Annotated in this window: 15 protein-coding genes; 3 read left to right on the top strand and 12 right to left on the bottom strand. The window is 60.8% G+C overall.

Annotation, left to right across the window (positions count from 1 at the left end; genetic code table 11):
- Positions 1–145: 145 nt before the first annotated feature.
- From BG841_RS03970 to BG841_RS03960, 3 genes are all read right to left on the bottom strand, one after another.
- Entirely contained in the window at positions 146–478 is a 333-nt protein-coding gene (locus BG841_RS03970; protein WP_070056469.1) for a phasin family protein, read from the bottom strand.
- Positions 479–614: 136 nt separating this feature from the next.
- Positions 615–1,082 (bottom strand): polyhydroxyalkanoate synthesis repressor PhaR, encoded by a 468-nt coding sequence (gene phaR, locus BG841_RS03965; protein WP_070056468.1) that lies wholly within the window; start codon positions 1,080–1,082, stop codon positions 615–617.
- A 139-nt stretch (positions 1,083–1,221) separates the two neighbouring features.
- On the bottom strand, positions 1,222–2,985 hold the full coding sequence (locus BG841_RS03960; RefSeq protein ID WP_070056467.1) for a PHA/PHB synthase family protein: 1,764 nt from the start codon (positions 2,983–2,985) through the stop codon (positions 1,222–1,224).
- 411 nt (positions 2,986–3,396) lie between these two features.
- Between BG841_RS03960 and BG841_RS03955 the strand changes: the two genes are divergently transcribed.
- Complete coding sequence (locus BG841_RS03955; protein ID WP_070056466.1) at positions 3,397–4,464, top strand: beta-N-acetylglucosaminidase domain-containing protein; 1,068 nt, start codon at positions 3,397–3,399, stop codon at positions 4,462–4,464.
- A gap of 32 nt (positions 4,465–4,496) precedes the next feature.
- Here the strand turns inward: BG841_RS03955 and BG841_RS03950 are convergent, their stop codons facing one another.
- Positions 4,497–5,531, bottom strand: coding sequence for a ChaN family lipoprotein (locus BG841_RS03950; RefSeq protein WP_083260171.1), 1,035 nt, complete (start codon positions 5,529–5,531; stop codon positions 4,497–4,499).
- A gap of 94 nt (positions 5,532–5,625) precedes the next feature.
- On the opposite strand from BG841_RS03950, the gene BG841_RS03945 reads away from it, so the two are divergent.
- Positions 5,626–7,593 (top strand): CASTOR/POLLUX-related putative ion channel, encoded by a 1,968-nt coding sequence (locus BG841_RS03945; protein ID WP_070056465.1) that lies wholly within the window; start codon positions 5,626–5,628, stop codon positions 7,591–7,593.
- Between the two features lie 142 nt (positions 7,594–7,735).
- Positions 7,736–9,334 (top strand): isocitrate lyase, encoded by a 1,599-nt coding sequence (locus BG841_RS03940; protein ID WP_070056464.1) that lies wholly within the window; start codon positions 7,736–7,738, stop codon positions 9,332–9,334.
- A 138-nt stretch (positions 9,335–9,472) separates the two neighbouring features.
- Here the strand turns inward: BG841_RS03940 and BG841_RS03935 are convergent, their stop codons facing one another.
- The 8 genes from BG841_RS03935 to BG841_RS17280 form a co-directional block, all read right to left on the bottom strand.
- Positions 9,473–10,825 (bottom strand): sigma-54-dependent transcriptional regulator, encoded by a 1,353-nt coding sequence (locus BG841_RS03935; protein ID WP_074454283.1) that lies wholly within the window; start codon positions 10,823–10,825, stop codon positions 9,473–9,475.
- Positions 10,826–11,051: 226 nt separating this feature from the next.
- Positions 11,052–12,623, bottom strand: a complete 1,572-nt coding sequence (locus tag BG841_RS03930) for a cation:proton antiporter family protein (protein WP_070056462.1) — start codon at positions 12,621–12,623, stop codon at positions 11,052–11,054.
- A gap of 79 nt (positions 12,624–12,702) precedes the next feature.
- Positions 12,703–13,986 (bottom strand): phosphoribosylamine--glycine ligase, encoded by a 1,284-nt coding sequence (gene purD / locus BG841_RS03925; protein ID WP_070056461.1) that lies wholly within the window; start codon positions 13,984–13,986, stop codon positions 12,703–12,705.
- A 126-nt stretch (positions 13,987–14,112) separates the two neighbouring features.
- Entirely contained in the window at positions 14,113–15,693 is a 1,581-nt protein-coding gene (gene purH, locus BG841_RS03920) for a bifunctional phosphoribosylaminoimidazolecarboxamide formyltransferase/IMP cyclohydrolase (protein ID WP_070056460.1), read from the bottom strand.
- Positions 15,694–15,778: 85 nt separating this feature from the next.
- Positions 15,779–16,096: a DNA-binding transcriptional regulator Fis gene (gene fis, locus BG841_RS03915; RefSeq protein ID WP_070056459.1), complete on the bottom strand. Its 318-nt coding sequence runs from the start codon at positions 16,094–16,096 to the stop codon at positions 15,779–15,781.
- Positions 16,093–17,088 (bottom strand): tRNA dihydrouridine synthase DusB, encoded by a 996-nt coding sequence (gene dusB, locus BG841_RS03910; RefSeq protein WP_228141708.1) that lies wholly within the window; start codon positions 17,086–17,088, stop codon positions 16,093–16,095. Before dusB ends, fis begins: the two co-directional genes overlap by 4 nt.
- Before the next feature lie 196 nt (positions 17,089–17,284).
- On the bottom strand, positions 17,285–17,860 hold the full coding sequence (locus BG841_RS17285; RefSeq protein ID WP_228141590.1) for a DUF3426 domain-containing protein: 576 nt from the start codon (positions 17,858–17,860) through the stop codon (positions 17,285–17,287).
- Between the two features lie 64 nt (positions 17,861–17,924).
- Positions 17,925–18,476, bottom strand: coding sequence for an MJ0042-type zinc finger domain-containing protein (locus BG841_RS17280; RefSeq protein WP_228141589.1), 552 nt, complete (start codon positions 18,474–18,476; stop codon positions 17,925–17,927).
- Between the last annotated feature and the right edge of the window lie 2 nt (positions 18,477–18,478).

Raw genomic sequence — 18,478 nt, 5'->3', positions numbered from 1 at the left:
ATGGTTCATAGTAAATACTGACAGGGGAAGCTGCAAGGTGGATTTGCTGCCTCGCAGCAGTAGTGGGTGGCCCCGGTTGCCGCTGGAGCCTCAGAGTCGGCGGTCGTCTGCTGTACAATTCAGCGAAGGTTGCCCGTCGGTTCGCTCACTGGGCTGCCGTGTGGCGCAGGGGAACAAACGGTTTGACTGCCTCGCCCACGTTGGCCTGAACTTCTGCAATCAGGGTGTTGGCGGTCTTGCTGGCGGCAACCAGCGTGTTCTGGACCTCGCCGGCATACGCTTTTTGCACGTTGACGACCCCGGGAAGGTCTGTTTGGGCGGTCAGGGACCGGGTGCAGGCAACGCTTGCGTTCACAAGGTCCGCGAACCACTGGGTTTGCTGCTCGGCCGCCTGCACCAATACGCTGGCGTTTTTGGCGACCAGCTCATTCACCGGGTTGAGTGACTGCTGAAGCTGCTCGGTCATTGTGTCAAACATGGTAAGGGATCCTCTAGCTGGACGCGGTAGTTGATTGCGCAGTATTGTTGCATTGCAGCAATTTGTGTCCGCTCATGCTAGAGGAGAAGGCGGGCGGGCGCAAGCGTTTTTTTGTTGCGCCGCAGCAAGGTGTGTTTTATTTGTCCCGGGATTCGTCGTCCGGGGTGCCGTCCGGGCGGTTGAAGCGGTTCCAGGCCTCAATATTCTGTTCGACCATTTTTCCGAACAGACCCAGCGGCCCAGCCGCGACCAGGTCTTTCATCATGCCGCGCATTTTTTCCTGCTGGCTGAGGAAACGGGTGAGGCTGTCTTCCAGATACTGGGGGACAAAGCTCTGCATGTCACTGCCGTAAAAACAGATCAGCTGTTTCAGCAAGGTGTCGGTCAGAAGCGATTGCGACTGGGACGTTTCCGATTCGCTGATGATCTGCAACAGCACACTCTTGGTCAGATCTTCGCCGCTTTTGGAGTCCACCACCTGAAAATCGCGATGTTCAAGGATCAACTGGCGTATGTATTCCAGGTTGACGTACTTGCTCTGGGACGTGTCGTACAGGCGCCGGTTGGGGTATTTCTTAATCACTACGGGTTGCGTGGTATCCAAGGTGGCCTCATCTGCTCAGGTTCGATGTGGGCCCAGTATAACCCGTTTGGCGCATCAACTCTGCCCACATCCTGAGACCCCGACCTGTTTCCGCCTGGCGGAAACAGGTGGAACAACGGAGGGTTGACCATTCGCGTGGTCAGACCCGTTTGCGCACGTAGCTGCCCGGTGCCGGTTCCAGCTCTGGGTAGTCCGCCGTGTTGCCGACCTGGCGGGCGCTGGTCATGTCAGCGCTGCTGGGGGCAAAATGTTGCTGGGCCCAGGCAAACCAGTCCGGCCACCAGGAACCGGTTTGCTCGTCGGCCGCTGCAAACCACGCGGCGGCCGATCCGGTTGTATCGGGGTTGGTGCGATGGCCGTATTTGCCCCCCTTTTCCGGGTTGATAACCCCCGCCAGATGGCCGGATTCGGCCAGTACGAACCGAATGGGGGCCGATGACAGGGCCTGCATGCTCTGATAAGCCGCTTCCCAGAGCACTATGTGGTCCGCCCGGGTGGCCAGCACGTACACCGGCACATCGATGGACGATACATCGATCGGCGTGCCGTCAATTTCAACGGCACCGGGTTCGATCAGGCGGTTGTGCAGGTAGGTGTTTTCCAGGTATTCAATGTAATTGGTGGCCGGTATGTGGGTGTTGTCACTGTTCCAATACAGTATGTCGAACGCCTGAGGGGTCTTTCCTTTCAGGTAGTTGTTGATCACATAGGGCCAGAACAGCTGGTTTTCACGCAGCAGGTTAAAGCCCAGGGCCACGCTGCGGCCGTCCATGTAACCGGTGTTCTGAACCTCTTGCTTCAGCCGTGGCCAGGTCGACTCCGAGAGGAAATGGCCCACTTCGCCGGGGTTGGAGAAGTCGAGCAAGGTGGTCAGTAAGGTCAACGATGCCAGATGGTCCTTACCCTGTGCCTTAAGCAGTGCCGCCGTCAGACTGGAAATGGTGCCGCCCACGCAATAGCCAACCAGGCTGACTTTGTCTTCGCCGGTGATGTCGCGCACTACCTCAAGGGCTTCGACCGGCCCCTGGGTGACATAGTCGCTGAAGCTCTTGTGGGCAAGTTCCGCCCCCGGATTGACCCAGGAAATCATGAACACCGTAAAACCTTTGCCAACCAGCCAGCGCACCAGGGATTTCTTCTCATCCAGATCCATCACATAGTACTTGTTGATGTAAGGCGGGGTGATCAGAAGTGGCGTCGCGTACACCTGCTTGGTGGTCGGCGCATACTGAATCAACTGCATGATCTCGTTTTGATAGACCACGCTGCCCGGAGTGGTCGCCAGGGTTTCACCGACCACGAAGCCCGATTCGTCCGTCTGGGTCAGTTTCAGCGCAGAGCGGGAGCTCTGTTGCAGATCCGAAAACAGATTGGTCAGCCCCTTGTGCACACTTTCGCCATTGGTTTCCAGGGCGGTGCGGTACACCTCGGGGTTGGCGAGCAGGGTATTGCTCGGGCTGACGGCATTGATGTATTGGCGCAGCAGAAATTTCAGTTTGTCGCTTTGGGAATCATCCTTGAACTCGACGCTGTCGAGCATATCCGTCAGCAGCCGGCTGTTGAGCAGGTAGGACTGTTTGATAAAGCTGAACAACGGGTTGGTGGACCAGTCTTCATCGCCGAAGCGCCGGTCGCCCTTGTCTTCCGACACGACCGGCTCACTGGCACCGCCGTGCATGGCCCGGCCCATGGACTGCCAGAGTTCCAGCTGTTTGCCCAGATAGGCGAACTGGTGCCGGATCAGTTTGTCCGTATCGATACGCGCGTCGGTGAGTCCCGACGGCGTGGGCTGACCAGCTGAGTCGCTGTCCGCCGGCGTGCCTCCGGAGGTTATTAATTCGTTCATAAAACGCGAGTATTGCTGGAACAGCCGCTGGGTATAATCCTTATAATCGGTCGTCATCGTTATCCCTGATTGACTTGAAGGTGGCTCTTGTTACGCACTTGTCAGCGTATTGTTATAAGTGTGTAAAATAGTGTAACCCGCAATGGAGTTTCGGTCTATAAACAACCCGGATGGGCAACGGACCGGTCCTCTGGCGTATTTGCTACGGGCTGATTTATATGGTCGTTATTTTCTATTGCAGATTAACTGTGTAGATAGATATCGACCGGTTGGTGCGCGGGGTAATAACTGCAATATAATCACTTATAAAATAAAGCTATATAGATAGCGTGTATTCAATGGCCCGCGCGGGCCGGTGGGAACCGGTTGTCAGTGCGTTGGCCGCCCATCAGGTGGTTACCTTTGGCTGGCGATGGGTTAATCTTTGCGCCCATCAACAGATCTTCGAGCAGAATATGCAGAGCCGCTATGCACACTGAATTGGGGGTAATCGAGGGATTTTACGGTCCCCAATGGAGCTGGGCTGAGCGCGAACAGGTGATGACTGCGCTGGCGCCCCACGATTATGGGTTTTATATCTACGCCCCCAAGGCCGACGCCTGGTTGCGACGGCGCTGGGATGAGGAACCGTCACCTGGCTGGTCGCAGGCAGTGGGCCGGTTCGCCCAACGCTGTCGTCAGCAGGGGGTGCGTTTCGGGATCGGCTTGAGTCCGTTCGAGGTGTTCAACAATTTCGACGATCGTGCCCGGGAGGCGCTGATCCGCAAACTGGCCCTGTTTGACCGGCTCGGGGTGCAGGAGCTGGCCATACTGTTTGACGATATGCGCAGTGAAGTACCGGATCTGGCGGCCCGGCAAGCCGATATTGCCCACTGGATCAGGGCCCGAACCGGTGCCGAGCGCGTGAGCATCTGCCCCACTTACTATTCTGCGGACCCGGTGCTGGACCGGGTGTTCGGGCCGCGCCCCGAGTCTTATCTGCAGACCCTGGGGGCGGAACTGGATCCGTCTATCAACGTGTTCTGGACCGGAGAAGAAGTGTGCTCCCGGGAGATTTCACCGGGGCATCTCAAACGCGTCGCCGCAGCGTTAGGGCGCAAACCCGTGTTGTGGGACAACTATCCGGTAAACGATGGCGATCGCATGTCCCGGCACCTGCACCTGCGGGGCTTCAGCGGGCGCCCGGCCGTTAATGCCGCGCACCTGACCGGCCACGCCATCAACCCCGCCCTGCAACCGGTGCTCACGCTGATCCCCGCGCTGACCCTGGCGCAAAGCTACGCGCAGGGCGACGATTACCAGTATGGGGAAGCGTTCTGGCGGGCAGCCCTGGCCGTACTGGGCGAACCACTGGCCAGGCAGGTGCAGGCCGACTTGCTGTTGCTGCAGGACGCCGGGTTGCAGCGGCTCAGTGAAGCGCGCAAAGCCAGTCTGGCGCAAACCTACGGCCACTTTGACCACCCTGCCGCGGGGGAAATTGTACGTTGGTTGGCAGGGGATTATCAGGTCACCGATGAGATGGTGCAGACCCAGTAGCGTGTCTGTCCGGGCCACCCGCGCCAGAGCGCCTACTCTGCCGGGGCACTCCGGTCGCAAGGCCGCGCCGCGGCTTTGGCAAACTGCTGCTGCCATGATTTCTGGCGGCGCACGGGGTCCAGGTAAGCCTCGGGCAGGGTGGTGATGAAGTACACGTAATCGCCTTGGGCCCGATGTTCCGCTGACAAGTGTATCGGTTCTCCGGGCGTGACTTGTATCGGGCTGATGACGCTCACCCGGAGGTCGGGCTGTCGCGCGCGCAGTGCCGCGACGGTGCCCAGATACGCTTCACTGTGAAAGGTGCCGGTGGTGTGGAGGACCTGCCCTTCCGGGTGTGCTGCCAAAGCGTGGAGAATGCGCTCTGCCATGGTGTTATCCCGTAACAGTTGCGCAAGGTAACTGTTGTGCAGCCGGTCGCGCCGGCCCTCATTGTGGCTGCGTCCATCAGCCGGGCCGTGCTGCTCCATGTGTGCGAAAAACTTGCGTTGATACGGGGCGGTGCCGTAAAACGGCGCGGCCGGCAAGGCCTGACGGGCCGACTCGGGCAGGCGGTCAAGGTAGCTGGCGCCCTGACGGCCGACGCAGCGCACGGTGTGCGCGGGGGCATTGGCTGCAATCACCGGCAGGCGATGATACCTGGCGTACTCAATCAGGGGGCGGTAGGAGCCGGGGTAGTTGGGCCAGGCGTGGGCGTCTTCGCGCAATTCCATTTCCCCGGTGTCGCCGGCCAGATATTCATCAAGGGCCGCCTGATGATCAAGATTGAACTGTTCCATGCTGAGCACCTGCGCGGGTCTGATCCGGTGCAGGCTGCCCTGCAACCGGGCCTGCAGCAAATGACTGCCCTGATGGCCATGAATTTCGCCGACAATGACGACATCGGCGGATGCCAGTTCGGCAGCCAATTGCGCCACCGTCAGGGGCGCGAGGGTGCGGGTATTGAACAGCCGGCTGTCATAGGGCGACACCAGCGGGCGGGTATCCCCCGGCGTGGCGGCCGGCAGGGTGGTGCAACCCGCCAGGCCGAGCACCAGCGCCGCCAGCAGGGCAGAAAGCCATCGAATCATAACGTTAGTCCTGTTGTTCAGCCGTTGTGCCCCATGGATGAGGCGGGGCGCCGTGCTACAGTGTCAAACCCATGTCCTGAAGGAATCCGGTTGCATGTTGCCACTGCGCTTTGTTGATCGTGTCAAGTTTATGGTGGAACGCCAGTTCGTCAAAGGGGCGATGTTTCAACTGTTGGTGGTTGCCCTGGTGATCGGCTTGATTGCCCTGGTCGGCGGTCTGCTCGTGGTTCCGGTGAATGATTCGTTTGCCGATTGGGGGGCGGCCATCTGGTGGGCGTTTTTGCGGCTGACGGACCCCGGTTATCTGGGCGATGACGTCGGCACCTGGCAGCGATTTGTCTCCACCTTGCTCACGATCAGCGGCTATGTGGTATTTCTGGGTGCACTGGTGGCAATTCTGACGCGCTGGTTGATTGCCCTGATGACCGATCTTGAGCGGGGCTTGACCCCTGTGGCGCTGAAAAACCACATAGTGGTGCTGGGCTGGAGCAATCAGACCTTTCCCCTGCTGGCGGAGTTGCTGGGCTCGTCCGGGCGAATGCGCCGGTTTCTGCAACGCCACGATGCCCGCCGTTTACGGCTGGTGGTGCTGGCGGAAGAAGTATCGGCCGCCCAGGTCAGTGAGCTGAAAAGCGAGCCGGGAATCGGCCCGCGGGCGCGCCAGGTGATCCTGCGTTCCGGGTTGCCTATCCAGCCCGACGCGCTGCAGCGGGTGGCCTGTCTGGAGGCCGCTGCGGTGATCATTCCCCGTTCACCTCATCAGGGTGACAGCCCGGTCACCTCGGATGTTGAAACCGTGAAAGCCTTGCTGTCCATCGCGGTGCAGGCCCGCCATCTGGGGCGGCCCCTGCCTTACGTGGTCGCCGAAATTCAGGATTTACGCAAACAACCCCTCATCGAGCGGGCGTACTCCGGCGCGGTGGAAGTGGTGGCCGGGGATGCCCTGATCAGCCGGTTGCTGGTGCAGAATGTCCTGCACCCCGGTTTGTCAGAGCTCTACAACGAGTTGCTGACGGCGGGTGACGGCAATGAAATTTACATCCGCGGGGGCGAACATTTCACCGGCATGACTCTGGCGGAGGTTGCCAGTTTGCGGCCCAACGCCATAGTGCTCGGGGTGATCCGGCACGGCCAGGTACAACTGGCCTGTGCTACGGAAGGGGTGATTGCCAGTGAAGACCGCCTTATTCTGATGGCACGGGATTACCGCCAGACCGAGCCGCAGCCTCAACTGGCGCCATTGCCCGCGGTCCGGCGAGCGCCCGGGGTGGTCCGTGGACGTCAAGGGGGACCGCAGACGCACCGGGTGCTGGTGCTGGGCTGGAGCCGGCGGCTGCCCTCGTTGCTGGCGGAATTCGACAGCTATGCCGGTCACTCTTTCAGTGTCGATGTGGTTTCGGAAAAGCCCGGTGGTGAGCGCGAGCGCAGCATGCGCCGCCATCAGTATGGTTACCGGCAGGTGGAATACCGCCACATCGACGCGGACTACGTGATGGAACGTGAATTGCGCCGGGTGAACCCCGCGTCCTACGACACCATTTTACTGTTGAGCAGCGATCATCTGGCGTCCGGCGAAGAAGCGGACGCCCGCACCATCATGGGCTACCTGCAACTTGAAGAGGTGCTGGCCGAGTCTGCACACCGGCCCCACCTGATCATGGAGTTAACGGATCCCGACAACCGGTTGTTGCTCAGCAGTGACAATGCCGAAGTGATGATCAGTTCGATGATTCTCAGCCACGTGCTGGCCCAGGTAGCCTTGCGCCGTGAGTTGCGCATGGTGCTGGACGAGCTGTTTACCGCCGGTGGCGCTGAGTTGCAGTTCCGCTCGCCGGAGGCCTACCCGCTGATGCCCGATGCAGATTTTCACACTCTGGAACAAACCGTGGCTGCCCACGGCGAGATCGGGCTGGGGGTGTTGCGCGCGCGCCCCGACGCGGCGGGCCGGTCGGTGCACTTGAATATGGATCGCAACCGGTTATTGAATTTGCAGCCGGGTGACCAGTTGGTGGTGCTCGGTCTCACCGACCCGCTGGAAAACCCCGCACCACTATTCACGTAAGAAATGATGGGCATACATGATATAAATTTCATTTATAAAAATTTATAGACTAAAGTAGCACCAATACCGACGTACAGACGGCTGCACTGCCAGCCACTGCAACGCGCACCTCACCCACTTATTACGAGACAGGACTGAGACCATGCCATACGCAAAACAAGTAGACACCCTTAGCTCATTGATCAAGCAGCATCCGACCTGGAAGGCGATCAAGCCCGAGCACGCTGCCCGCATGCGTGCCCAGAACAAGTTCCAGACCGGGCTGGATATTGCGCGCTACACCGCCAAGATCATGCGCGAAGACATGGCTAATTACGACAAGGATTCGTCTCTGTACACTCAGTCACTGGGTTGCTGGCACGGTTTTATCGGTCAGCAGAAGATGATTTCGATCAAGAAACACTTCAACAGCACCAAGCGCCGTTACCTGTACCTGTCCGGCTGGATGGTGGCCGCGTTGCGGTCCGAGTTTGGGCCACTGCCCGACCAGTCCATGCACGAGAAGACCGCGGTTCCTGCGCTGATCGAGGAACTCTACACTTTCCTGCGTCAGGCTGACGCCTGGGAACTCAACCACCTGTTCCGTGATCTGGAAGCGGCCCAGGAGGCGGGGGATACCGCCAAAGCCAAAGAGATCGAAGCCCAGATCGACAACCACGAAACCCACGTTGTGCCGATCATTGCGGACATCGACGCGGGCTTTGGTAACGATGAAGCGACCTACCTGCTGGCCAAGAAGATGATTGAAGCCGGCGCGTGCGCAATCCAGATTGAGAACCAGGTGTCTGACGAGAAGCAGTGCGGTCACCAGGACGGCAAAGTAACGGTTCCTCACGCCGATTTTCTGTCCAAGATCAACGCCGTACGGCTGGCGTTCCTCGAATTGGGCGTGGATGACGGGGTGATCGTGGCGCGTACCGATTCCCTGGGTGCCGGCTTGACCAAGCAGATCGCAGTGACCAACGAGCCCGGTGATCTGGGTGACCAGTACAACAGCTTCATCGACGGGGACGTGATTACCAGTGCCGACGACATCAACAACGGTGACGTGGTGATCAAGCAGAACGGCAAACTGGTTAAGCCCAAACGTCTGGCTTCCGGGCTGTTCCAGTTCAAGGAAGGTTCGGGTGAAGACCGCGTGGTGCTGGACTGTATCGCCAGTCTGCAGAACGGTGCCGATCTGTTGTGGATCGAAACCGAGAAACCCCACGTTGGACAGATCGCGGCCATGGTCAACCGCATCAAGGCAGAAGTGCCGGATGCCAAGCTGGTGTACAACAACAGCCCGTCGTTCAACTGGACGCTGAACTTCCGCCAGCAGGTGTTCGATGCCTGGGTCGAAGAGGGTAAAGACGTCTCGGCCTACGATCGCGACCGCCTGATGAGCGCTGAATACGACGGTTCCGAGCTGGCGGAAGTGGCCGACGAGTGGACCCGGAACTTCCAGCGTGACGCAGCACGGGAAGCGGGTGTCTTCCATCACCTGATCACCCTGCCGACCTACCACACCGCGGCGCTGTCGACCGACAACCTGGCGAAAGGCTACTTCGGCGATGAAGGCATGCTGGCGTACGTAGCCGGTGTCCAGCGGGAGGAGATCCGTCAGGGTATCGCCACGGTGAAACACCAGGATATGGCCGGCTCGAACATTGGTGATGACCACAAGGAATTCTTTGCCGGTGAAGCCGCCCTGCTGGCTGGTGGTAAAGACAATACCATGGGACAGTTCGAGGACATCTGACCGCAAGCGGTCAATCGTTGATGGCACGAGGCGGCTCCGATACAGGAGCCGCCTTTTTTTATGGAGGCGCCATCGCCGGGCATCCGGTGGTGGTCCCCCCGATCGCTGCAGGGATGCGCACCACCGCAGGGTGCCAGCTCAGGAGGAGCGCCTGCCGGACCGGCGGTGGGTGGTATGGTGCTTTTCCATCAAGCGGTACAGGGACACCCGGGAGATGTTCAGCAGACGGGCGGCGGCCGCCACATTGTTGTTGGTCAGGGCCAGGGTGGAGGTCAGAGCCTGTTTTTCCGCACGGGCGCGAAACTGTTCAAGGCTCAGACCCGTGGTGCTGCCATCACGGGTGGGAGTGAACCCCAACTCGCGCGCCGTGATGGTTTCCTGGTTGCTGAGCAACACCGCTTGCCGTAACCGGTTATCCAGCTCACGGAGGTTGCCCGGCCAGGTGTGGGTGAGCAGGCACCGCATGGCATCTTCCGTCAGGCACCGGGGCTGTTCCGGCGATATGCGTCTGAGGTATTCACGGGTCAGCAGGGGGATGTCCTCAAGGCGCTGATGCAGTTCTGGCAGGGCGACCCTGAGGCCACCCAACCGGTAATACACATCGCCGCGAAACTGATTATTGGCCACCAGTTCCTGCAGGGGGCGTGAGCTGGTCACGATCACCCGCGGCCGTGCCGCCTGCATCTGGTGCCCGCCGACCCGGTCTACCATGCCTTCCTGCAGGAAACGCAACAATGCCGACTGTTGCTCCGCCAACAGCTCATCAATTCCCATCAGCAGCAGTGAACCGCCCCGGGCGGCGGTTGTCCGACCGGAACGCTCCCCAGCAACACCGGCAATCGCATCTTTGTCATGGCCGAGCAATTCGCTTTGGGTAAAAGAAGGGGGCAGTGCAGCGCAGTTGATGGCGATGAACGGGCCATTGCTCACCGGCGAGTGGGCGTGCACAAAGCGCGCTGCGGCCTCCTTGCCGGTTCCGCTTTGACCGCAGATCAGCACCGGCTCCATGGTGCTGGCGAAGCGACGTAACAAGCTGCGCGTCTGCCGGATGGCCATCGAATTTCCTGACAGGGCCTGGTGCTGCAGCGGCAAGGCCTGAGACTGGTGCAGGCGCGCCTGCAGGTTGGCCATCCCCCATAAGTGGCCAAGCACGTTATTCAGCCGCAACGGGTCCAGCGGCAGGGTGTGATAGTCCGCACAGTAGGTGCTGATCAGGTGATTGAGTGGGGGCGCCGCGGCCGGCAGGGCGGGCGTCAGCGCCACCCAGGAAACCGGACTGAGCAGGTCCAGCCAGTGCTCCAGGTGGGGGTGGGTCGGGGTGGCGCTGTCAGTGAGGTCGATGACCCCCACGCGAATGTGGTGCGCGCTGCGCAAGGGCGCGGGTGGCTGATTGATCTGCACCGGCAGCACCTCCCAGCGGGGGCTCAGTGGCCGGTGGAGTTTTCCGCTGAGCGTGGGCGCCAGCCACAATAGTGTCCTTTTCGCTTCCATGATGTGACTCCCGGGCAAAGCAGTGTGCGGAGTGAACGCTGGAGAACATCCGGGCACCCTCGGAACCGCCTGTATCACGGGAGTGACGTTCAAGCTGATGGCATGCCCAGAAAGGCAGCAGCATATATGCCATTGGTAGGCCAAAAGGCAGGAAAACAGCGGTTTACTGCAGCAGAGTCAGAGCTTGACGGGCATGGGTTGTAAAAAGATTCGACATCTGCACGGGTCAGGGGGAACCTGGTGACTGGAAGTGGGGCCGGGACAGGTAATCGTCGATGTGGCCGGCCAACGCCACGCCGGTTTCGTTCATGGTGAGGTAGGCTTCGTTGGCGCCGGCGTCTTTGATCTGTTCGGCTTCGTCGGCATACATCGTGTGGGCAATGATGTAGCCGAGGAACCCGCGCTGGCGCAGCATGCGGGCGGCGATCAGTTTGCTTTCGATATCGCTCATGGCCAACACCACGGCCTGCAACCGGGGCATGTGAAGCTGCTGCCAGAAACCGGTGTCTTCGCCATCGGCAAACACCACATTACGTCCCGCCTTCAGATGCATCAGCGCCTTGGACGGATCGGAATCCAGTCCCATGATCCGCGGGTCGGAATCGAGCAGGCGGTCGTAGGCGGCGGTGCCGGTGCGCCCCATGCCCATGACCAGAATGCGGGTCTCGCCCAGGGAAACCGGCTGCTCGTCCGGGTGGCGCCGGTTGCCTTCCATGGGGGCCAGGCGGTGGGCATAGCGTTCGTAAAGCGCGTGGGATATGCGGTTGATCGGTGCCGAGATGATAAACGACAGGGACACCGACAGCGCCAGGGGAACCAGCCATTGAGGCAGCGCCACACTGGCGACGATCAACCCGAACTCACTGTAATTGGTGAGTGCCAGACTGGTCAGAAAACTGCTGCGGGAGCGCAGCCGGAATACCAGCAGCAAACCGAAAAACAGCAGGCCCTTGAGGGGCAGCGCCAGAGCTGCGAGTACTGCAAACACCATGGCAGAGGCGTCGGGAAGACCGCCAATGCCAATCTGCAGGAAAAAACCGACCAGAAACACCTCTTTAACCGCCCACAGGGATTTGGACAGCTCCACCGCGCGGGGGTGTTTGGCCAGCATGGAGCCAAACACCAGCGCGCCCAGTTCCGAGCTGAGCCCCAAGGATTCGAACCCCACCCCGCCGAGAACCAGGGCCAGCATCAGCCCCAGCAACACCAGCAGCTCTTCATGGCCACAGACATCCAGTAACCGGTACAGCAGCGGACGCAGTAAGGGCAATAAAAACAACAGCAGCGCCCAGGGGGACGGGGAGTCGCCCACCGCCAGACTCATGACCAGCAGGGCAATCAGATCCTGCATGACCAGAATGCCGATGGTGACCCGGCCGTGAAACGCCCGCAGCTCACGCTTGTTTTCCAGAACCTTGGCGGCCAGGACCGTGCTTGAAAACGACAGGGCAATGGCCAGCAGTAACGCCGCCTGCCAGGTGAGTCCGAGCAGCAGGTACAGGCCCGGCGCAAAAACGATGGTGGTAATGAGAAAGTGGAGCAGGCTGCCGCCGATCACTTCGGGGCTGAGTATCGAGCGCAGCTTCAGTTTGAGTCCGACGGTGAACAGCAGCAGCAGGACCCCGACGTGGGCGATGTGGTTGAGCACGTCGGTGCTCTCGATGGGTTCCTGAGTGAAGGCGCTGAGTCCGCTGAGGGTGAATCCGGCGGCGAGATAACCAACCAGCGGGGGCAGTCCCGCGCCTTTCACCAGCAGCCCCAGGGCAAATGCGAACGTGATCCAGAGAGCTTCGGGCATCGCCAGCGCCTGTTGGTTGGTTGGCGTTAATGGGCAAGCGGCTCAGCCATGGGGCGGGCCGCTTGCCGCACACATCGGCTCAGGTTTCGCGGGCGATCGCCCGGTAGGCGATGTCGGTGCGATAGAACGCCCCCTGCCACTGCACCTGTTGAGCCAGATCGTAGGCCCGCTGCTGGGCTTCCGTGACCGTATGGCCCAAGGCGGTCACGCACAGCACCCGGCCACCGTTGGTGACCACCTCGTCATTGCGCAGGGCGGTGCCCGCGTGGAACACCTTGGCCTCCTGACTGTCCTGCTGCGGCAGACCCGAAATGACGTCCCCCTTACGGTAGTCAGCCGGGTAACCTCCGGCGGCCATCACCACCCCAACCGCCGCACGCTCGTCCCAAAGGGAGTCGCACTCATCCAGCTTGCCGTCAATGGCCGCGTCGCACAGGGCCACCAGATCGGATTGCATGCGCATCACGATGGGCTGGGTTTCCGGGTCACCAAAACGGCAGTTGAATTCGATGACTTTCGGACAACCGGTGTCATCAATCATCAGGCCGGCATACAGGAAACCGGTGTACGGGTGTCCTTCGGCGGCCATCCCCCGGACGGTGGGGTAAATGACCTCATCCATAATGCGCTGATGAATGTCCGGAGTGACCACCGGGGCGGGGGAGTAGGCTCCCATGCCGCCGGTGTTGGGACCGGTGTCGCCGTCGCCGACCCGCTTGTGGTCCTGTGAGGTGGCCATGGCGAGCACATTTTTACCGTCCACCATGACGATAAAACTGGCTTCTTCGCCCACCAGAAATTCTTCGATCACCACGCGGCTGCCCGCGTCGCCAAAAGCGTTGTCGGACAGCATGTCACGGATTGCGGTTTCCGCTTCCTCCAGGGTCATGGCCACAATCACGCCTTTGCCGGCCGCCAGGCCGTCGGCTTTGACGACAATGGGGGCGCCTTGCTGGCGAACGTAGGCCAGGGCGTCGTCCACGTCGGTAAAGTTGGCGTAGGCCGCCGTCGGTATCTGCTGACGGGCCAGGAAATCCTTGCTGAATGCTTTCGAACCTTCCAGTTGGGCGGCACCGGCGGTGGGACCGTACACCCGCAAGCCGCGTTCCTGAAACAGGTCAACGATGCCGGCGACCAGCGGGGCTTCGGGGCCGACGATGGTCAGGCCTACCTGGTTGCTGGCGGCAAAATCGGCCAGAGCAGGCAGATCCATCGCGTCGATATCGACGTTCTCCAGCCCGGGTTCGCGCGCGGTGCCTGCGTTGCCCGGCGCCACGAATACGCGCTCCGCCTGCGGCGATTGCGCCGCTTTCCATGCCAGGGCGTGCTCACGTCCGCCACTGCCGATCACAAGAATGTTCATGAGGTTTTCCCAATGTTGAATGTCTGTCTCTGCCTTGCAGACAGAGCAAAACCATACCAAGTCCGGTGCAACCCTCCAGGGTGCACCGGCGCCAATTGCGGGTGTTCTCAGCGGAGGGAGCGACGCCTAATGGCGGAAATGCCGCATGCCGGTAAACACCATGGCGATGCCGTGTTCGTTGGCGGCATCAATCACCTCCTGGTCACGCATGGAGCCACCCGGTTGGATAACCGCCACGATGCCTGCCGCGGCGGCCGCGTCAATGCCATCGCGGAACGGGAAGAAGGCGTCAGACGCCATCACCGAACCCTTAACTTCCAGACCCTCGTCAGCGGCCTTGATGCCGGCTATTTTGGCGCTGTATACCCGACTCATCTGGCCGGCACCAATGCCGATGGTGCGTCCGGCCTTGGTGTACACAATTGCGTTGGACTTGACGTACTTGGCAACTTCCCAGGCGAACAGCAGGTCATTGAGTTCCGCCTCGGTCGGGTGACGCTCGGTAACCACCTTGACGTCTTCCATGGCGACCATGCCGAGATCACGGTCCTGTACCAGCAGGCCACCGGTGACCCGCTTGTAGTCCAGCGCCTTGGCACGCTCGCCGTTGAGGTCGCCGCAGGCCAGCAGGCGCACGTTTTTCTTGGCCGCCACCAGTTCGGCCGCCTCGGCGGTGACCGAGGGTGCGATGATGACTTCGACAAACTGACGGTCGACGATGGCTTTGGCGGTGGTGGCGTCCAGCTCGCGGTTAAAGGCAATGATGCCACCAAACGCGGAGGTGGGGTCGGTGGCGAAGGCCAGTTCGTAAGCCTGCAGAATGTCGGCGCCGATGGCTACGCCACAGGGATTGGCGTGCTTGACGATCACACAGGCGGGGTCTGCAAACGGTTTGACGCACTCCAGCGCGGCATCGGTGTCGGCCACATTGTTGAACGACAGGGCTTTGCCCTGCAACTGGGTGGCGGTGGCGACACTGGCTTCCTGCGGGTGACGCTCGGCGTAAAAGGCTGCACGCTGGTGCGGATTTTCCCCGTAACGCATGTCCTGCACCTTCACGAACTGGGTGTTGAAGGTGCGCGGGAACAAGGGGTTCTGGTTGTCGCTGGTGCGCCCACCCAGATAGTTGGCGATGGCACCGTCGTACCCGGCGGTGTGTTCGAACGCTTTCACCGCCAGATCAAACCGGGTGTCGTAGCCCAGTTGGCCGCCGCTCTGCTCCAGTTCCGCCAGAATACGGCCGTAATCCGAAGAATTCACCACAATGGCCACGTCGTTGTGGTTTTTGGCCGCCGCGCGCACCATGGTCGGGCCGCCAATATCAATGTGTTCGATGGCGGTTGCCAGATCGCAATCCGGGTTGGCAACGGTGGACTCGAACGGGTAGAGGTTGACCACCACCATATCGATCGGGTTGATCTGGTGCGTGCTCATGACATCGTCGTCGGTGCCCCGCCGGCCCAGGATGCCGCCGTGGATTTTGGGGTGCAGGGTTTTGACGCGGCCGTCCATCATCTCCGGGAAGCCGGTGTAGTCGCTGACCTCGGTCACCTGAATCTGATTGTCTTGCAGTAAACGGAAGGTGCCTCCGGTGGACAGCAATTCGACGCCGAGCTGAGTCAGGGCGCGTGCGAATTCGACGATGCCGGTTTTGTCGGAGACGCTGATGAGCGCGCGCCGGACGGGGGTATTAGCCTGATTTGCCATGAGTCACATTTATTCGGTTGGTAAGAGTTAGAAGGCCTGCCGGGTGAGGGTCGACAGGCGTTCGCGTCAGCCTGGATGACTGAAATTATAGCAGACCGTACTGCTTTAGCTTTTTGCGCAAGGTGCCCCGGTTCAGCCCCAGCATGGTGGAGGCTTTGGTCTGGTTGTTGCGGGTGTATTTCATCACCTGTTCCAGCAGCGGTGCCTCCACTTCCGAGAGCACCAGCTGGTAAACGTCCGTTACCGGGGCGCCGTCGAGCTGGGCGATGTAGTTTTTCAGTGCAACTTCAACGCTGTCGCGCAGAGTGACGGTGGTGCCACTCGTGCTCACCGTCTGCAACTGATGAGCGTCGTCATTGGCCGGCTGCGCCAGAGAATCATTTGCCAGTGTTTCAGCGGTCATGCTGCGAATACCTCTCCATTTCGTAAGCCTGAAAAATACTGTTGAATACTGTCTAGTTGTTCCTGCGCCAGTTCAAGGGCATTGAAACTGCGTCTGAACGTTCGTTCGTGATCGTGGGACTGCAAATACCAACCCACATGTTTGCGGGCTATTTTCGGCCCCATGTGGTCGCCGTAGAACGCGTGCAAGGCGGTCATATGGCCGGTGAGGATCGCTTCGACTTCGTCCAGACCCGGTGGGGGCAGGTGTTCCCCGGTTTCCAGAAAATGCAGAATTTCCCGGAATATCCACGGGCGGCCCTGGGCGGCGCGACCGATGAGCAGGCCGTCCGCGCCGGTGTAATCAAGCACCTCGCGAGCTTTTTCCGGCGAGCTGATATCACCGTTGGCAAACACCGGGATGTTGACCCGGGATTTGACCTCGGCGATGGTGTCGTACTCCGCCTCGCCTTTATACCCGTCCGTCCGGGTGCGGCCATGGATGGCCAGCGCCTGGATGCCCGCATCTTCTGCCAGCCGGGCGATCAGCAGCGCGTTGCGGTTGTCCCGGTCCCACCCGGTACGGATCTTCAAGGTGACCGGAATGTCCACCGCAGCCACCACCGCCACAAGAATGTCGCGCACCAGGGGGACGTCTTTCATTAACGCCGAACCCGCTGCTTTGTTACATACTTTCTTCGCCGGGCAACCCATATTGATGTCAATGATCTGGGCGCCGTACTCGGCGTTCAGTCTGGCGGCATGGGCCAGCATCTCCGGGTCACCGCCGGCGATCTGCACCGACCGGGGACCGGGTTCGCCCTGATGGTCCAGCCGCAGCCGGGACTTTCGGGTATGCCACAGCTTGCTGTCGGCGATCACCATTTCAGACACCGCCAACCCCGCGCCGAGCTGCCGGCACAACAAGCGGAACGGGCGATCGGTGACACCCGCCATGGGTGCAACGATCAAGGGGTTGGGCAAAGTGTACGGCCCGATTTTTGCCGAAGGCAGCATGATCTGAGTCCGTGTCACAGGGAATATACGGTGTTCGGATGGCCCGGGCGGGTCGGTGCCCGGGCGCTGTATCCGAGGGGCGGTAATTCTACCGCTGAGTATGACGCGATTGAAGAGGCAAAACAGCGAAAAAGTTGATTATTTTTCACTCTTTCTGATTGACTTTTGTTCTAAATGGCAAAACCCCCTCGAGTCAGAGCGTTTGCGGCAACGCTTTGAATGCGATGTTGTAATTCACCGCGTCCCGGCCGGGATCGCGAATGCTGATCGCTACCCTCACCGGCGTGCCGGGGGGCATGGCGGCTAACGTCTTGCCCTCGCCGAGCAGGTAGGTGTCGGGGGGGAATAGACTTTGTGCCACCACGTCACCGTTCAGATTGGAGAACGTCAGGGCGATGGCGGGGAATGGCTGAGAAAAGTCGGCCCGGTTGACGATGACCGCGTCAACGATGAGGGTGTCGCGATTGGCCGGATCGGTGCGCACCACCAGTTTCCGGCTCTGTATCCGGCTGACATCAATGAGCGGTTTCAGCTCACAGCCGGCGAGCTCGCACCCTTTCTCGTAAAAAGGCCGCAGTTCGGGGATGGCGGCCAACCGGTCGAACTGATAATAAACGGCTTGCGCCACCAGGGTGGCCGACAGGGCGACAATAACCAGCAGCCACAGCAGTGTGCGCCACCCGCCGCGTTTGCGGGTGGCGCGCAGCAGAATGGGGTCGCGGCCCAGATGATGATAGGCGGGTGCCGCGCTGCGCTGCCCGGCCCGCACCGGTTCGGCGGGCGCGGTGTCCCAGTCGGGCTCGGGGACCGCCGGCGTGGCCCGAAGGGCCGGTTCATGGGGGGGGCGGGGCGTCTTCCGCCGGCCGCCCTGAGGGCGAAGGGGCCGGTTCGCCGGGCTTTTGCGGTGTCCGGGGCTGCGGGACAGGAGGAGGCGGTTGTGGCGTCAAGGGTGCACTGTCTTCCAGCAACATGGCCTCGGCCCAACTCTCGTCCACGCTTTCCGGCTCCGGTTCCTCTTCGATCCGAAACCCCGCGGACAGGGGTTCCTCGCCCAATTCGCGAAAGCTGTCGCTCAGTTCATCGTCGGAAAAGCTGCTGGCGCTGCCGGCGTAATCGTCGTCGCTGGCATCGATTTCGGGATTATCCTGGAACAGCAGCTCCTCATCGAGCGAGAACTCACGGTCGAATTCCTCGCTCGCAGGTGCCGGCGACTCCGGTGCGCCGGTGGCGGGCTGCTCAACAGACTGCTGGTTGTCCCGGGCGTTAAACACCTTCATACAGTGGCCGCAGCGGACTTTGCCATCGGCCACGGCAAGCTGTTCGGCAGACACCCGGAATTGGGTCTGGCAATGGGGGCAACTGGTGAGCAGACTGCTAGCGGTCATCC

Origin of the sequence: Marinobacter sp. X15-166B (assembly GCF_001752365.1) — a bacterium.
Lineage (GTDB): Bacteria > Pseudomonadota > Gammaproteobacteria > Pseudomonadales > Oleiphilaceae > Marinobacter.
Note: the sequence above shows the minus strand (reverse complement) of the source record. Positions and strands in the feature narration are given on the sequence as shown.

Bases quoted from the DNA above. Each gene is read 5' to 3' on its own strand.
- BG841_RS03970 (WP_070056469.1), bottom strand. From the start codon at position 478: ATGTTTGACACAATGACCGAGCAGCTTCAGCAGTCACTCAACCCGGTG.
- BG841_RS03960 (WP_070056467.1), bottom strand. From the start codon at position 2,985: ATGACGACCGATTATAAGGATTATACCCAGCGGCTGTTCCAGCAATAC.
- BG841_RS03955 (WP_070056466.1), top strand. From the start codon at position 3,397: ATGCACACTGAATTGGGGGTAATCGAGGGATTTTACGGTCCCCAATGG.
- BG841_RS03950 (WP_083260171.1), bottom strand. From the start codon at position 5,531: ATGATTCGATGGCTTTCTGCCCTGCTGGCGGCGCTGGTGCTCGGCCTG.
- BG841_RS03945 (WP_070056465.1), top strand. From the start codon at position 5,626: ATGTTGCCACTGCGCTTTGTTGATCGTGTCAAGTTTATGGTGGAACGC.
- BG841_RS03940 (WP_070056464.1), top strand. From the start codon at position 7,736: ATGCCATACGCAAAACAAGTAGACACCCTTAGCTCATTGATCAAGCAG.
- BG841_RS03935 (WP_074454283.1), bottom strand. From the start codon at position 10,825: ATGGAAGCGAAAAGGACACTATTGTGGCTGGCGCCCACGCTCAGCGGA.
- BG841_RS03930 (WP_070056462.1), bottom strand. From the start codon at position 12,623: ATGCCCGAAGCTCTCTGGATCACGTTCGCATTTGCCCTGGGGCTGCTG.
- purD (WP_070056461.1), bottom strand. From the start codon at position 13,986: ATGAACATTCTTGTGATCGGCAGTGGCGGACGTGAGCACGCCCTGGCA.
- purH (WP_070056460.1), bottom strand. From the start codon at position 15,693: ATGGCAAATCAGGCTAATACCCCCGTCCGGCGCGCGCTCATCAGCGTC.
- fis (WP_070056459.1), bottom strand. From the start codon at position 16,096: ATGACCGCTGAAACACTGGCAAATGATTCTCTGGCGCAGCCGGCCAAT.
- BG841_RS17280 (WP_228141589.1), bottom strand. From the start codon at position 18,476: ATGACCGCTAGCAGTCTGCTCACCAGTTGCCCCCATTGCCAGACCCAA.